The organism is Phenylobacterium sp., from assembly GCF_965284355.1.
In the GTDB taxonomy this organism is placed as follows: Bacteria; Pseudomonadota; Alphaproteobacteria; order Caulobacterales; family Caulobacteraceae; genus Phenylobacterium.
In genome coordinates this window covers 3554221-3568960 of the sequence record NZ_OZ260078.1, presented here as the reverse complement: position 1 = coordinate 3568960, position 14740 = coordinate 3554221, and the positions used below count along the sequence as shown (strand labels likewise).

Genomic DNA, 14740 nt, shown 5'->3' with positions numbered 1-14740 from the left:
AAATCGCACAACCGGCGTGGCGAATCTGGGTTTTGGCCTCGGCGTACTTCGGGGACAGCTCCTGGCGATCGGCGTGTCCGCAGCCTTGCTGGCTGCGGTGTTCATCCTGCGCCCGATCCTCGGCCACTCGGTCTATCTGCTTTGTGCGCCGGCGATGCTGGCCTGCGGTCTTGCGGGCGGGCCGGGCGCAGCGTTGACCGCGACCCTCCTCATGGCGGCGGGCGGCATCGCCCTGGACAGTGTAGACGGCTTCGCCACGCAGGATGGGCTTCGCGCGGGCGCATTCCTGTTGCTTGGGGGCCTGACGGCCTGGGGCCTTCGCCAGCTGGTCGGCGAGCGCAACGCCGCCGCTGAGCTGCTGGCCGATCAGGCGGAACGCGAGGAGCTGCTGCAGGCCAGCCTCAGCATCGTCGCCGACGCCCTCGTCCTGATCGACGACGACGGCGCGATCCAGAGTTTCAACCACGCCGCCGAGCGCCTGTTCGGCTGGACCTCCGCCGAGGTGGTGGGCGCCAAGTTCAGCCGCATGATGCCGCCCGGCGAGGATGGCGCGCTGTCGGGCCCCACCGCCGAGGACGTCAGCGGCAGCTATCGCCAGGTCACCGGCCTGCGGAAGGACGGCGAGGCGTTCCCGATGGAGCTGCGGGTCGGAGAGGTGGTGGTCGCCGGCCGGCGCCTGCTGACCATGGTGATCCGCGACCTGACCTCGGCCCAGGAGGCCGAGCGCCGGTCCGAGGAACTGCGCGCCCAGCTGACCCAGGTGTGGGCGGCCAATTCGATGGGCGAGATGGCCTCGGTGCTCGCGCACGAGCTCAACCAACCGTTGTCCGCGGTCGCCAACTACCTGCGGGCCGCCCGCAATCTGATTGCCCGGATGGAGCTGGATGACGACGACCTGATCGACGCGGTCGCGCGCGCCGGAGACCAGGCGGTGCGGGCCGGCGAAATCATCCGCACGATGCGTGACCTAGCGACGCGGGGCGGTACGCTGCAGAAGCCCGAGAGCCTGTCGGCGATCATCGGCGAGGTCGACTTCATCATCTCGCTGATGGCGCGCGAGGCAAATGCACGGGTTGTCTACGACCTGTTCAAGGGCCCGGACACCGTGATCGCCGACCGTATCCAGATTCAACAGCTTGTGGTTAACCTTGCTCGCAACGCTATCGAAGCGGTCACCAAGTACCCGAACCGCCAGATCAACATATCCACGCGACTTGTCGGCGACGATCAGCTCGCGACGACTGTCGAGGACAGTGGTCCGGGCGTTGACGCCTCGGTCACCGACAGGCTTTTTCAGCCCTTGGCCAGCACAAAGCCCGAAGGCATGGGGCTAGGCCTCTCAATATCGAGTGCTATAGTCGAAAATCACAAGGGACGGATCTGGGTCGAACCCAGCCGCCTGGGCGGCGCCGCCTTCAGTTTTGTTCTGGCGCGAGCGGGTGATGATGGTGGCGACAGCGGGCGAACGCACAGTGTTCGTCGTCGATGATGACGACGCGGCGCGGGATTCGCTCGTCATGCTGCTCAAGTCCGATGGGCTGAGCACGCGCGGCTTCGCCTCGGCGCACGACTTCCTGGCCCAGTTCGACACCGCCCTGCGCGGCTGCGTCGTGACCGATCTGCGCATGCCCAGCATGGACGGCATCGAGCTGATCCGCGAGCTCAAGGCCGTGGGCTGCCTGCTACCGGTGATTGTCATCACGGGCCACGCCGACGTCAGCCGTGCGGTCGACGCCATGAAGGCCGGGGCGACCGACTTCATCGAAAAGCCCTACGAGGCCGAGCAGCTGCTGCGCGCCGTGCGGGGCTGCATCGAGGAAAACGACGCCGCGGTCGACGCCAACGCTGCGCGCTCGCGCGTGATGCGCCGCCTCGAGAGCCTGACCGGGCGCGAGCGCCAGGTGCTGGACCTGATCGTCGGCGGCGCTTCGAACAAAGTGATCGCTTCCACCCTGGCGATCAGCCCGCGCACGGTCGAAATCTATCGCGCCAATGTGATGTCGAAGATGCGGGCCGAGAGCCTGTCGGACCTGATCCGCTCGACCATCTCGGCCGGCGCCGCCTAACCTAGAGCGCGTTGGGCGAAAGTGGACGCCGGTTTCGCCCCGAAACGCGCTCTAAATCAAAGAGATCGAGCCTGTTCATCCGGTTCAGATGATTCCATCTGAACCAGACAGGCTCTGGGCGATCGGCAGATAGATCGTGGCCGTCGTGCCGCGGCCTTCGGCGGAAACCAGTTGCAGCGCGCCGCCGGCGGCCTCCGCGAACGCCCTGACGCTCGCCAGGCCGAGGCCGGTGCCGCCCTGCCCCTCGCGCGTCGTGAAGTAGGGCTGGGTCGCCCGGGCCAGCGTCTGCGGCGACATCCCGACGCCCGGATCCTTGACCGCGAAGGCGGCCCAGGCGCCGCTGTCCAGGCCCAGGTCGCCAGCCGCCTCGGCGGTGAGAATCGCCACCGTCGCCGACACCAGGATCGCGCCGCCCGTGGGCATGGCGTGGCCAGCGTTGACGCAAAGGTTCAGCAGCGCCGATTCCAACCCCGCCCGGTCGGCGCGACAGGTCAGCGGCCCGGGCATGGCCATGGCGACCACCGTCACGCTCTCCGGAGTCGAGACGTTGGCCATCCGGCTCACGGCCACCATGGCCTCAGCGCCGTCGACCAGGTCGGGCTCGGCCGTCAGGGGCGCGCTCAGCGACCGGATGCGCTCGAGCAGCTCGGCGCCCTTCTCGGCCGCGTCCAGGCCGATCTGGGCCAGCTCGAACGCATCGGAGCCCGGAGGCAGGCGTGCGGCCAACGCCTCGTTGGCGGCCATGATCACGTTCAGCAGGTTGTTGAAGTCGTGGGCCAGGACGCTGGTCTGGCGATGCACCGCATCCAGCCTGCGCTCGGCCTCGGCGCCGCCCGGCGCCCGGAGCCCACCCTGAGCGCGGGACCTGCGCCGCGCCGCCTGGCGCTGCCCCTCGCCCCCACGCTCTTCCGCCGCTTTCGCCCTGATCGTCATCACGTCCCAACCGTGATCAGATTGTGGTTAAGATAGAACCACAAGCGGGGGTGGCGTTCACCCTGAGACGAACACCTAAGTACTTCTACATAGTGACGAATTTCCCGACCCAGCATGTGCATGGAAACGGCCGCGCGGGAGCCCGTGCGGCCGTCCGAAGCCCTGGAAACGGTGGTGTGCCTCAAGCCGCCAGCTGCGCGGCTTTGGCGTCACGCAGCATGTAGCCGCCGCCCCACACGGTCTCGATCTGGCTGTCGCCGCCGGCCGCCCCCGCGATCTTCTTCCGCAGCTTGCAGATGAAGACGTCGATGATCTTGGGCTCGGGCTCGGAGAGGCCGTTGTACAGGTGGTTGAGGCAGGCTTCCTTGGTGAGGACCGTGTTCTTCCGGAGCGAGAGCAGCTCCAGCATCTTGTACTCGCTGGGCGTCAGGTGGATCTGCCGGCCCGCCACCTCGGCGCTGCGGGTGTTGAGGTTCAGCGCGATCGGGCCGGTGCGGATGATCGAGTCCACATGGCCGCGCGAACGGCGCACCACGGCCGTGATCCGGGCCATCAGCTCCTCCTTGTGGAAAGGCTTGGTCATGTAGTCGTCGGCGCCGGCGGCCAGGGCCTGGATCTTCACGTCGACATCGGTGGTCCCCGACAGGATGATCACGGGCGTGGCGTCCTTGCGCAGGCGCAGTTCGCGCAGCGCCTCGATGCCGGAGATGTCTTCCAGGTCGATGTCCATCAGGACGGCGTCGTAGTCGTAGAGCTCGACCAGCTCGACGCTCTCCCCGCCCGACGTCGTGTGGGTCACGTTGTGGCCCGCGTTCGACAGGTTCAGCTGCACGCTCTTGGCGGTGGAGATGTTGTCCTCGACGAGAAGGATGTGCATCGGTCAGGCTCCCAGGTCTGTGACGTCGTGGTTTTCGTTGGCGATGACGGACTTCGAGATCTTCATGAGCTCGGACATCCGGAACGGCTTGGCGAGGACGGCGTCCGCGCCGAGATGGCGGGCCCAGCCCAGATAGTCGGCGCCGCGGGCGCGACCGGCCCCCGAGATCGCGATGACTTTCGGCGGGCGGGCGGACTGCTTGATGACGCGGATGGCGCCGATGCCTTCGATGTCGGGCATCACGATATCGGTGACCACCAGGTCGGGGCGGTGGGCGCCGGCCATGCGGATCCCGCTGCGGCCGTTGTCCGCCGAAATGGCGTTGAAGCCCGCCTGCTGGAACGCCATCGACATCAGGCGCAGCAGCGCCGGGTCGTCGTCGATGATGAGTACCTTGCCGCCCACGCGCGCCCCACTCTCTCGGAGAACACCGGGCAAGGCGGGGCCGTCGACGATCTCAGGCCGTCCCGACGCCCCCAGCGCCAGGTCCCGAAATCATCCGAAGGCCGTCTTCAGCCGGCGTTCACTATGGTTAACGCCGACCAAGAACCACACTGATTCGGGTCAGGGAAATTCGGGACGATTGCTTAAGTAGATTCCCGGGTGACAGGCTGTCGCAGCAACGGGGCGCGGTAGTCCTGCAATCCCATCGCGCCGCCGGGAGCAGCGCGGAAGGCCGTGGCTGGGGAACTAGGACTCGAACCTAGAATGACGGTACCAAAAACCGCAGTGTTACCATTACACCATTCCCCAGCAGGAACGGTCACCGGAGGGGCCGCGCCCTCGGGAGCGGGGGAAATAGCGCAGCGCGCCGGGCGATGCAACGCCTCTGATAAAAGGCCGCAAATGGCCCGCTTGCAGCCCGGCGGACCCTCCTCTATAAGCGCGCCTCCAAGTCGGAGTGTGGCTCAGTCTGGTAGAGCACTGCGTTCGGGACGCAGGGGTCGCAGGTTCAAATCCTGCCACTCCGACCATCTTCCTTTCCCGAGAGTTCCAGATCCCTCCCGCGGCCTCATGGCCGCCCGTCGCGTGGACGGGCAGCGGGCGGCTCCTCATCTCGGCTGACCCCGCGATTCGCGCCACCGCAGGTCTCGCGACACAACCGGAATCAATTCGGTAGCTATCGCCCATCAAAGCTTGTTCTCTATTTGTTCTTGACTCGCCTCCTTGTTCGTGGAATGATGGTGCGTGTCGATCAGTGCCCGTCGCCACCCGCCAGTGAGCGGACAAGGCCCGCACCAAGTCCGACCAGTCGAAGTCTTCCTGTCGCAGCGACTCGGTCGCTGCCGTCGACGCTGCGCGCGCCGCAGCCATCATTCAGCGATTGGAGAGATCTTGGCCGGAACTGGCTCATACGCTCGCGGCGATCAACCTCGCAGCGTGCCTGATACGCTTGCGCAGCCCTACGCAAGGATGGCGGCTCAACAACGCACTTACAACGAACGGCAGGCGGAGGGGCTGGAGAAGCGCAGCGGCGCTATCGCGCGGGCACCCGAGCCCACAGGAACCGGTGCAGTCGCGCCCCTGGCAGACCGGATGTACCGGGGTTCCGACGCTGACATAGCGGATCTTCGCAAGCAGCAGGCCGCTTTCAAGAAGACTGAGCGCGCCATTAGCCGGGACAACGCGTGGATGGCGGTCCCAGCACTGGCGCCCGTTGTGGCGGTCGCAGGACTAGAGGGCGCAGCGTACATCGCGGGCCGTCTTGCGCCGGCAGTGGCTCGGGAGGCGCCACTCGTGCTGCAGCGGGCCGACCCCTATCTGCGCGTGGGCGACAACTGGGCCACGCGCGCCGGGCGTCGCGCGCACGCAGCATTGCGGGAGCGTGTCGCACAGAAGCCAGGATGGGATCCCGAGCCGACCGTGCCGGTGGCGGGTGGTCGAATTCTGAAGCCCGACGTACGCACACCCGCGCGCGTTCGAACCCTAGGGAAGGAGCCTGAACCCTTCCAGATGGAGTTGAAGTCAAATACGCCATCTGGACGCGCAGCGGCCGCTCGGGCAGTCAAGAATTATGAGGCGACGGGGGTGAAAACCCGTCCGATCTTCTACAATCCGAAGCCGTTCATATGACACGTCTGTCCTACACCAAGGCGCTTGATCGGGCGCTGGCGCCGCTGGAGTTTACCCGCGAAGGCAACGCGAAGGACTGGTATCGGCTGCGTGGCGAAATCCAGGACTGGGTGAACCTGCAGAAGAGCTGGATCGACGGCAGCGTGACGATCAATCTGTTTGCAAAGAACGTTGAAACAGAACGGATGCTGAGGGCCGTTGACTGCGAAACAAGACTAGGGATTCGACAGGCCGGGCAGCGGATTGGCCAGTTGATCGACGGCTACGATCGGTGGTGGAAAAACAATCCTGATGGTCCTGGCGAAGTTGCTGAATCCGTACTGACTTACGGCATCCCATGGTTCGAACGGGTTCAGTCGCTCGAGGACGAGGCGTCGATATGGTACTGGAGAGGTACAATCGGCGCCTGGAGCAAACCGAACCTGACCGCCCTGGCGATGACCCTCTTTCGACTTGGAGCGATTCAGGAAGCCCTGGCTCTCTTCGATGAGCCTGTACCGAAGCGGGCAATTCCAACGCTGGTAACTGAGGGCAGGTGCATGCAGCGCTGGCTGCAGGAGCAGGCGGACAGAAAGCAAGCGGCTTCCTAAGCAATTCACCGGACTTAACTGCATCCACGTGTCCGAGCCGAAGTCTTGAGCGACTACGCCCACGACCATCTTCCTTTTCCCTAGAAGACCGGTTCCTTCCGGGCGCCACGGGGTCGCCTTCCACGTCCTCCCGCCGCGCTTTTTCGTCCGCCCCCGTGCGCGGACTTTGCCGCCGACACATATGTATGCGACAGCGCGCGGACGGCGCGGCGCATACGACCCCTGGAGACCATGAAGCAGTTCCTCATCACCGCGGCCGGGGTCTTTGCGGGGCTGGTCGTCTTCATGGTCGGCGTGCCGATGCTGCTGATCGGGATGGCGCTGTCGGCCACGGCGCCCGCGCCGATGCCGGCTCACACCGTGCTGGAGCTCGACCTGCGCGCGCCGCTGTCGGACCAGTCGCCGAACAATCCGCTCTGGGGCCTGGCCCGCAACTCGGCCTCGGTGATGTCGATCATCGAGACCCTGCGCCGGGCCGAGGACGACGAGCGGATCAAGGGCGTGCTGGTGCGCCTGCCCGAGGGCGGGGTCGAGCCGGGCATGGCCGATGAGCTGCGACAGGCCTTCAGGCGCTTCCGCGCCGCCGGCAAGCCGATCTACGCCCACAGCCAGGGCATCTATCCCTCGGGGTTCGTGACCGCGACCTACATGCTGGGCTCGGCCGCCGACCAGTTCTGGATGCAGCCCGGCGCCTCGCTGCAGGTGACCGGCGTCGCCACCGAGGACCTGTTCTTCAAGCGCTTCTTCGACAAGTACGGCGTCGTGCCGCAGTACGAGCAGCGGCGCGAGTTCAAGAACGCCGTCAACGGCTACCTCTTCAGCGACTACACCGCGCCCCACAAGGAAGCGACGCTGTCTTGGATGGGCTCGGTCTATCAGTCCAACCTCGCCACGGCGGCTGCCGACCGGAAGGCCGACGCCGCGGGCCTGCGCACGGCGCTGGAAGCGGGCCCCTACGTGGCCGAGGACGCCCTGCGCCTGAAGCTGATCGACCGGGTGGGCCAGGTGCGCGAGGTCGAGCAGGCGATCCTCGACAAGGCGGGCAAGGACGCCAAGACCGTCGACTTCGACGACTACGTCGACCCGCGCCGCGACCAGCCTCTGACCGGCGACACCATCGCGGTCATCGAGGCCGAGGGCCCCATCGTCACCGGCGAGGATCATGGCGGCAACCCGTTCACGGGCGGCTCGACCATCTATTCCGACGAGCTGGCGGGCGCGATCCTGCGCGCGGCCAAGGCCGACTCCGTGAAGGCTATCGTGCTGCGGGTGAATTCGCCCGGCGGCTCGGACACCGCGTCTGAGCAGATCCTGGACGCCGTGAGGTTCGCCAAGGCCAAGGGCAAGCCGGTGGTGATCTCGATGAGCACCTACGCCGCCTCGGGCGGCTACTGGATCTCGTCCGAGGCCTCGGCGATCGTGGCCCAGCCCACCACCCTGACCGGTTCGATCGGCGTCTATGGCGGCAAGTTCGCGGTGGGCCCGGCGCTGGCCAAGCTGGGGGTGGACGTGCGGGGCACGGGCGTCGGCGGCGACTATGCCGGCGCGTTCGGCCTGGGCCAGCCGTTCTCGGAAACCCAGCGCGCGGCCTTCGGCGGCTGGATGGACCGCATCTACGCCAACTTCCTGAGCCGCGTCGCCACCGGCCGCAAACTGCCGCCCGAGCGGGTGGCCGAGATCGCCAAGGGCCGCGTCTGGACCGGCGCGCAGGCCAAGGGGCTGGGGCTCGTCGATGAGGTCGGCGGCTTCTACCAGGCGGTGGAGAAGGCCAAGCAGCTGGCGAAGCTGGAGGGCGACATTCCCCTGCGCCGCATGACCCCGTCGGCCGGCGCGTTCGAGAGCCTGCAGCGGGCCCTGGGCGTCCAGGCGAGCTCGGCCCGCAGCCTGGCGGCCGCCGCCTGGGTCTTCGGCGATCCGCGCGCCCAGAAGCTGCTGGACCAGCTGGCCGAAGCGCGCCTGCGCAGCGAGGGCAAGGCGACGGTGCTGGCGCCCTCCCTCCCTTGATGGGGAGGGAAGCCTAACCCGGCGCCTGCCGCCGTTCGTGGATGAAGGTGACCTCGCGGCGGCCGAAGTCCAGGATGACCTCGTCGAAGTTCCGCAGCACGTCCACGCCCACCAGCATGGCGGGCCGGTCGTTCAGGTTCCACAGGTTGAAGATGTGCAGCGGCGCGAACGCGGCGCGGATGTTGTTCAGCCCCATCCCGCCCAGCCGCAGCCGCGGCAGCGCGGCCAGCTGCGCCGGCGAGGTCTGGCCCGTGGCGCTGATCAGCTGGGTGTCGCGCATGCGCTTGTCGTAGCCGGGACGCTGGCGGATCAGGGTGTCGCGCAGGGCCTCGTTGCCGCAGGTGATCTGCGCGCCCGAGTCCAGGAACGCCCGCACCGGGATGCCGTCGACGTCGGCGTCGAAGATCACCAGCTGGCCCGAGCGGTATTGCGCCGGGACGACGATCCCATCCGTGCGCTTGGGAATGCGCGTGCCGCCTCCGCCGCCCAACATGTTAACCGAGGCGCCAGGCCCCGAGGGGCCGATCTCGAAGGTGTTGCGCACGAACGAGAGCCGCATGCGGCGGCCCTTCAGGACGTCGATGCCCAGCAGGCCGTCGGCGCCCAGGCTGGCCCTGGGCAGCACCGGCAGGCTGAGGTTGGACGACTGCACCTGCCCCACCCGCAAGCGCGGGACCTTCACCAGCGGCGCCGGCTGGGTTCCGACGATCCCGTGGACCGGCGTGGTCCCGTCGGCGGCGAGGCTGCAGAGCGCGGCCGTCTCGACGCCGACGACCGTGCGGTTGGCGCCGGTGTCGACCACGAACTGGAACGGTCCCCGGGCCCCCAGCTTCACCGGCACCGTCATCCGCTTGGCCTCGTCGAAGGCCGTCTCCAGGTGGGTCGCATCGGGATCGGGCGACGCCTGGGCGTCGGCGAGGTTGATCGAGATGACCGGCTCGCGCCGGGGCGGTGTCGCGCACGCCGTGGCCAGGCCGCCCAGCAACAGCGTCTGAGCGGCGCGGCGGCGGGTCAGGGTCATTCGGCGGCGTACCCGAACTTCGCCGCCCAGGGCGCCAGGGCCGGCGTCGTGGCCGCCATCTGGTCGCGATAGCGTCGCCACGCGCCGACGCCCTCGGCCGAAAGGCCGCGCGACAGCTGGGCGCCGCTGGGCGTGGCCACCGCGCGATCCCGAGCCTTGTCGGCGAAGTCGCGCATGGAGTCCGACCAGGCCAGGCCCAGGAAGTCGCAGACCTCGCTCACGGCCTTGTCGAAGTCCTCGATCAGGCCCTCGTGGCGCACGACCAGGGTGTGGGCGGCGATCGCTGGCTGCAGCTTCTCGGCCAGGCTCATGGCCGCGTCGTAGTAGGCCGCCGCGCCCGGCAGGGTCAGCAGTTGATAGGCCGAGTGGCTCATGGCGAAGCGACGGCGATAGCACGACAGCACCACATCGCGGGGGTCGCGCCGGGCGAACAGGATCTTCGCCTCCGGGAACAGCTTCTGGATCAGCGGCAGACGGAAGGTGTGCAGCGGGTGCTTGTCGACGAAGACCTTGCCCGAGGGGTTCCCGCCCTCGGCGCGCACGCGGGCCCAGTAGGCCTCGCGCAGGGGCGCCAGCTCAGCCTCGGAGGCCTGGGCCAGGCGCGCGACGTCGTCGGGGCGCGTCTGGAAGGCGCGCTGGGCCTCGGACAGCGTCTCCCGCTCCTCCAGAGCCTCGACGTCGGGGTGACTGGCCAGCACCTGCTCCAAGAGCGTCGTGCCCGAGCGGGGAAAGCCCAGCAGGAACACATGGGTCCGGGGACCGTCGGTCGGGGCCGGGCCGGGCGCGGTGTTCCAGGCGGCGGCGGGGATGGCGTCCATCTCAGCCAGCATCGCGCGGGCGAACTGCAGCGCGTTGTCGCCGCGGGCGTATAGCGGGGCGTAGGCCTGGGCGAGGCCCGTGTTGCAGGCCTCGTAGGCCTTGAACGCCTCGGGCACGAGGTTCTGGCTGTCGAGCACGTCGCCCAGTTGGCCATAGGCCAGGGCCCGCTGGTGTGGGGTCAGCCGCTCGTCGCCGGCCAGCATCTCCAGGCGAGCCTGGGCGCGCTCGGCGTGGCCCTCGGCCGCGTCGGCGGCGGCCAGCACCATCACGGCGTCCGGGAAGTTGGGCTCGGCCTTCAGCACGGCCTCGGCCAGCGGCCGGGCCTCGGCGTGGGCGCCCCGGCGGCTCAGCAGGTTGGCGCAGCCTTGCATGGCGCCCAGGTTCTCCGGCTCCAGCTCCAGGGCGCGGCGGTGGGCGGCCTCGGCGTCCTTCAGGCGGCCCAGGGCCTCCAGGGTGGCGCCCCGGGCGCAGTGGGCGCCGGCGAACTCGGGCATGATCTCGACGACGCTGTCGAACATCGCCAGCGCCTCGCGATAGCGCTCAAGACGCGTGAGGACGAGGCCCGCGGCGTTGCGGGCGCCCAGGTCCTGCGGGGCGATCTGGATGGCGCGCTGCAGCACCGCCAGCGCCTCGTCGAAGCGGTTCTCGTCCTCGTACTTCAGCGCCGCCAGGTTCAGCACCATTGGGTGCTCAAGCCCGTCCCGGAGGGCGGCTTCGGCCATGTCGGAAGCCCGCACGAAGTCGCCTGACTGAGCGGCGGCGTTGATGGCCTGCAGCATCTGGCGGTCGGCGGCGGCGTCGCGGACACCCGGCGCGGAGGGGCTCGCGGCGGCGCGTGCGGTCGCCGACGGGGCGGGCGTGTACCCCGACTTGATCTTGATCTGCCCGACTTTCCACTCGCTCAACGCGCCGACCCTCTGCCCACAAAATCCGGCGGTTAGCCTAGCAGCAGAGACGGTGCAACGCGCGTCCGTATCGACAAACGCGCCGAACCCGCCGGGCAACGGGCGTCATGGCGTGGTCGAGGTGCGGGGGACCAAAGGAAAAGGGCGGCGGATTGCTCCGCCGCCCTTCCCTTAGGCTTGTCTCTGAACCGTCGACTTAGAAGTCGGCGGTCAGACCGACGAACAGGTACCGGCCGAACGCGTCGTACACTTGCGGCCAGGTGTTGCCGTTGCAGGGCCCGGTCGGGCAGTTCGACGAACCCGTCAGCGGCGGATCCTTGTCGAACACGTTGTTCACGCCGGCGCGGAAGTTGAGGTTGTCCCGCACCGTCCACGACGCCGTGAGGTCGAAGTAGTCGCGCGAGGCCAGCTTCAGGTCGCTGGCCGGACCCGTCGGGTCGTCCAGGTCGACGCTGGAGAAGTGGCGCCACTGCACCGACACCGAGAAGTCCTTGAACCAGTCGCCGTACTCGAGCGGCGTGGCCCAGGTCAGACGGGCCTTGTGACGCCATTCGGGGTTCGGCGAGGTCAGGCCGGCGGTGGCCGAGCAGACGGTGCCGTACTTGCCGGCGCAGTCGGTCAGCGGATCGCCCGGCAGGGTCGCGAACTTCAGGGAGTCGAGCCAGGTGCCGACGAAGTTGGCCGACAGGCTGCCCATGCCTTCCATGCCCAGCGAGTCGAGGTCCGTACGGTAGCCGAGGTTCACGTCGACGCCCGTGGTCGCGAGCTTGCCGGTGTTGAAGGTGGTGTCTTCAACATAGCCCTGCGGCGACAGCCACAGCGAGCCTTGGGCGTCGCGGCGGACGAGGGCGCAGAACGCCGCGTCCTGCTGCTGGACGCAGCGGTCGATGATGTTGTCGGCGCCGTAGCCGCCCAGGAAGCCCTTCACGGTGATGTCGAAGTAGTCGAGCGACACGTTCAGGCCGGGCAGGAACGACGGCTGCAGCACCACGCCGACGGTGTAGGTGTCGGCGATTTCCGGATCCACGTTCGGGTTGCCGCCGATCAGGCCGTTGTACTGCGCGGCGGGGTTCGCCTCGATGGCCAGCACTTGCGCCGTGGTCAGGTTGAACAGGGCGGCGCAGCGCGCGACCAGCGGGTTCGCGGCCGTCAGGCCGGCGCACGGGTCGCGGGTGCCGTCCAGGGTCACGTTCCGCGGCGAGTAGAGCTCGAGGACGTGCGGGGCGCGGACGGCGCGGTTGTAGCCGCCGCGGACGCGGACGCCATCGACCGGCTCCCAGTCACCAGCGATCTTGTAGGTCTCGGTGGTGCCGACCGTCGAGTAGTCCGAGTAGCGGAACGCCAGTTCGGCGGTCAGCGACTTGGCGAAGGGCGCGTCCTGGACCAGCGGAATGCGGGTTTCAGCGAACACTTCATAGACGTCGAACGAGCCGTTGACCGGCGGGTTGGCGCCGCCCGAGCCGTTCAGGTCGCCCGAGGACGAAATGAAGTCGGCCGCGAAGTCCAGCTGCTCGCGACGGTACTCGGCGCCGATCGAGACGCCCACGCCGTCGTTGGCCCAAGGCGTCTTCACACCGTACTCGGTGAGGTCACCGCCGATGTTGAAGTTCACGATGCGCTCGAACAGGTTACCGTTCTGCGTGGAGGGCGTTTCCAGGAAGTCCAGCGCCGCGCGGGTCACGCCGCCCAGGCTGAAGATGTTGTAGGGCACGCAGCCGCCGGCCGGGTTCGCGCACTGCGGACCGTTCGGGGTGGAGACAACGTTCAGGGCCTGGTTGATGGCCGAGGTCCGGAAGAAGCCGGTCTGGACCTGGTTGAACGAGACGCGGCCGTACTGCATCGCGAAGTCGTACGACCAGTTGTCGTTCAGGTCGCCCTTCACGCCGAGGACGTAGCGGTACTGCTGGTGCTGCGTCTTGCCCTGACGGCCGCCGCCTTCGATGTTCCGGCGGGCGACGATGCCCGTGAACGTGCCGGCCGGGTTGCTGGCGCAGGTGCCGCCGCCCGTGGCCGCCGTGGCGCTGAGCTGGCCGCGCTGGGCCGCCGACAGGAGCGGGTTGGCGCAGTTGATCGAGAACGTGCCGGCGAAGATGCCGCCCGGCGCGATCTGATAGGTCGAGGTGTCGTCCATGAACATCACGTCCATGTACGCCTTGGCCCATTCGGTCACTTCGTACTCGGCGAACGCGCCCAGCACGTAGCGGTCGTCAGGCCGCTGGTAGTAGTTCGACGGACCGAAGTTGTAGATGTCGCGGCTGGCGACGCGCGGGATGAACGCCGAGCCGCCGTTGAAGTCGACGATGAAGTTGCCGACGCGGGCCGGGAAGGCCGTGCCCGAACCACCGCAGCCGGCGGAGACGAAGTCGGCGCCCGAGTTCAGCGTACAGGCCGAGAAGTCGCGGTTGCCCTGCAGGATGGGCTCGACGTGACGGTAGCCGGCGTAGGCGGTCACATTGCCCTTGCCGTCCGGCGAGTTGACACCCATCACCAGGGTCACCTGGCTGGATTCACCGTCGCGGACGTTGTCCTTCGGCAGATTGAAGAATTCCTTGGTCGACGCGCGGGCCCGCGCGGCGCTCACGGCGTCGGCGACGCCGTTGCCGTTGTCGTGCTGATAGATGCCGTACTGGGCATCGACGCGCACGCCTTCGAAGTTGCGCATCATGATGAAGTTCACGACGCCGCCCACGGCGTCGGCGCCGTACACGGCCGAGGCGCCGCCCGTCAGCACGTCAACGCGCTGGATCAGGGCCGAAGGGATGAAGTTGATGTCGGCGGCCAGAGCGCCGCCGAGGGTGTTCGGCGTGCCGGGCATCAGGCGACGGCCGTCGATCAGGACCTGCGTGCGGGTCGCGCCCAGACCACGGAGGCTGACGGTCGCCGTACCGGTCGAACCGTTCGACAGAGCCGAGCCCTGGGCCGCGAAGGCCTGCGGCAGGCTGTTGATCATGTCTTCGACGCGCGTGACGCCGGTCGCCTTGATTTCAGCGGCGGTCACCGCGGTCACCGGGCTCACCGACTCCAGGTTCGGCGACGGAATGCGCGTACCGGTGACGACGACTTCCGAGATTTCCTCGGACGCGGTCTGGGCCAGCGCTTGCGTCGAGGCCAGCATGGCCACGCCGCAAATCATAGAAGACGCCAACAGGCGTTCCCGCATGGGCTTGAATTTCACGGTTTAGATCCTCCAGCGGTCCTGCCTCGAGGGGCGGCCGCTCCCCACAAAAAGAGATCGGTCCCGAAGACGGTGGGTCTCCGGTTACGGCGGAGTTACGAACCACAACCAGTGTCGGTCAACGGACATTAGCTGCAAGCAATGTTTCGGGCGCCGACCTGTCGCATTCTGGTCACAGATTGCTGGGCGCCGGGGGAAAGCGGGGAAGGTTTCTTCCGGGATTGTGACAGCTCACGCACCGTTCGTCGCAAAGCGCTTGCACTCGATTCGTCTCGAC

The 14740-nt window shown here is 67.9% G+C and carries 11 protein-coding genes and 2 tRNA genes; 6 read left to right on the top strand and 7 right to left on the bottom strand.

Annotation, left to right across the window (positions count from 1 at the left end; all coding sequences use genetic code 11):
• Positions 1-16: 16 nt before the first annotated feature.
• Both ACQ66R_RS17615 and ACQ66R_RS17610 read left to right on the top strand, forming a co-directional pair.
• Positions 17-1489, top strand: a complete 1473-nt coding sequence (locus ACQ66R_RS17615; RefSeq protein ID WP_430423989.1) for a two-component system sensor histidine kinase NtrB — start codon at positions 17-19, stop codon at positions 1487-1489.
• Positions 1490-1517: 28 nt separating this feature from the next.
• Positions 1518-2066, top strand: a complete 549-nt coding sequence (locus ACQ66R_RS17610) for a response regulator transcription factor (RefSeq protein ID WP_430423988.1) — start codon at positions 1518-1520, stop codon at positions 2064-2066.
• An 84-nt stretch (positions 2067-2150) separates the two neighbouring features.
• On the opposite strand, the gene ACQ66R_RS17605 is transcribed toward ACQ66R_RS17610, so the two are convergent.
• From ACQ66R_RS17605 to ACQ66R_RS17590, 4 genes are all read right to left on the bottom strand, one after another.
• The gene (locus ACQ66R_RS17605; protein ID WP_430423987.1) at positions 2151-2999 is read right to left on the bottom strand and encodes a sensor histidine kinase; all 849 of its coding nucleotides are present in this window, start codon (positions 2997-2999) and stop codon (positions 2151-2153) included.
• 181 nt (positions 3000-3180) lie between these two features.
• Entirely contained in the window at positions 3181-3876 is a 696-nt protein-coding gene (locus ACQ66R_RS17600) for a response regulator transcription factor (RefSeq protein ID WP_430423986.1), read from the bottom strand.
• A 3-nt stretch (positions 3877-3879) separates the two neighbouring features.
• On the bottom strand, positions 3880-4281 hold the full coding sequence (locus ACQ66R_RS17595) for a response regulator transcription factor (RefSeq protein WP_430423985.1): 402 nt from the start codon (positions 4279-4281) through the stop codon (positions 3880-3882).
• A 274-nt stretch (positions 4282-4555) separates the two neighbouring features.
• Positions 4556-4629, bottom strand: a tRNA-Gln gene (locus ACQ66R_RS17590).
• Positions 4630-4773: 144 nt separating this feature from the next.
• On the opposite strand from ACQ66R_RS17590, the gene ACQ66R_RS17585 reads away from it, so the two are divergent.
• From ACQ66R_RS17585 to sppA, 4 genes are all read left to right on the top strand, one after another.
• A tRNA-Pro gene (locus tag ACQ66R_RS17585) sits at positions 4774-4850 on the top strand.
• Between the two features lie 439 nt (positions 4851-5289).
• Positions 5290-5949 (top strand): hypothetical protein, encoded by a 660-nt coding sequence (locus ACQ66R_RS17580; RefSeq protein ID WP_430423984.1) that lies wholly within the window; start codon positions 5290-5292, stop codon positions 5947-5949.
• Positions 5946-6539 (top strand): DUF4304 domain-containing protein, encoded by a 594-nt coding sequence (locus ACQ66R_RS17575; RefSeq protein WP_430423983.1) that lies wholly within the window; start codon positions 5946-5948, stop codon positions 6537-6539. Before ACQ66R_RS17580 ends, ACQ66R_RS17575 begins: the two co-directional genes overlap by 4 nt.
• Before the next feature lie 231 nt (positions 6540-6770).
• Positions 6771-8543 (top strand): signal peptide peptidase SppA, encoded by a 1773-nt coding sequence (sppA, locus tag ACQ66R_RS17570; RefSeq protein WP_430423982.1) that lies wholly within the window; start codon positions 6771-6773, stop codon positions 8541-8543.
• A 13-nt stretch (positions 8544-8556) separates the two neighbouring features.
• Here the strand turns inward: sppA and ACQ66R_RS17565 are convergent, their stop codons facing one another.
• The 3 genes from ACQ66R_RS17565 to ACQ66R_RS17555 all read right to left on the bottom strand — a co-directional run bounded on the left by ACQ66R_RS17565 (position 8557) and on the right by ACQ66R_RS17555 (position 14403).
• Positions 8557-9564 (bottom strand): aspartyl protease family protein, encoded by a 1008-nt coding sequence (locus ACQ66R_RS17565; protein ID WP_430423981.1) that lies wholly within the window; start codon positions 9562-9564, stop codon positions 8557-8559.
• A complete protein-coding gene (locus ACQ66R_RS17560; RefSeq protein WP_430423980.1) occupies positions 9561-11288 on the bottom strand; it encodes a sulfotransferase in 1728 nt (575 codons plus the stop codon). Before ACQ66R_RS17560 ends, ACQ66R_RS17565 begins: the two co-directional genes overlap by 4 nt.
• A gap of 196 nt (positions 11289-11484) precedes the next feature.
• Entirely contained in the window at positions 11485-14403 is a 2919-nt protein-coding gene (locus ACQ66R_RS17555; protein ID WP_430426341.1) for a TonB-dependent receptor domain-containing protein, read from the bottom strand.
• Positions 14404-14740 lie beyond the last annotated feature (337 nt).

What these genes read in the sequence shown, in the direction of transcription:
- ACQ66R_RS17610 (WP_430423988.1), top strand. Translation starts at nt 1,518, where the DNA reads ATGCTGCTCAAGTCCGATGGGCTGAGCACGCGCGGCTTCGCCTCGGCG.
- ACQ66R_RS17605 (WP_430423987.1), bottom strand. Translation starts at nt 2,999, where the DNA reads ATGACGATCAGGGCGAAAGCGGCGGAAGAGCGTGGGGGCGAGGGGCAG.
- ACQ66R_RS17600 (WP_430423986.1), bottom strand. Translation starts at nt 3,876, where the DNA reads ATGCACATCCTTCTCGTCGAGGACAACATCTCCACCGCCAAGAGCGTG.
- sppA (WP_430423982.1), top strand. Translation starts at nt 6,771, where the DNA reads ATGAAGCAGTTCCTCATCACCGCGGCCGGGGTCTTTGCGGGGCTGGTC.
- ACQ66R_RS17575 (WP_430423983.1), top strand. Translation starts at nt 5,946, where the DNA reads ATGACACGTCTGTCCTACACCAAGGCGCTTGATCGGGCGCTGGCGCCG.
- ACQ66R_RS17565 (WP_430423981.1), bottom strand. Translation starts at nt 9,564, where the DNA reads ATGACCCTGACCCGCCGCCGCGCCGCTCAGACGCTGTTGCTGGGCGGC.
- ACQ66R_RS17555 (WP_430426341.1), bottom strand. Translation starts at nt 14,403, where the DNA reads ATGCTGGCCTCGACGCAAGCGCTGGCCCAGACCGCGTCCGAGGAAATC.
- ACQ66R_RS17580 (WP_430423984.1), top strand. Translation starts at nt 5,290, where the DNA reads ATGGCGGCTCAACAACGCACTTACAACGAACGGCAGGCGGAGGGGCTG.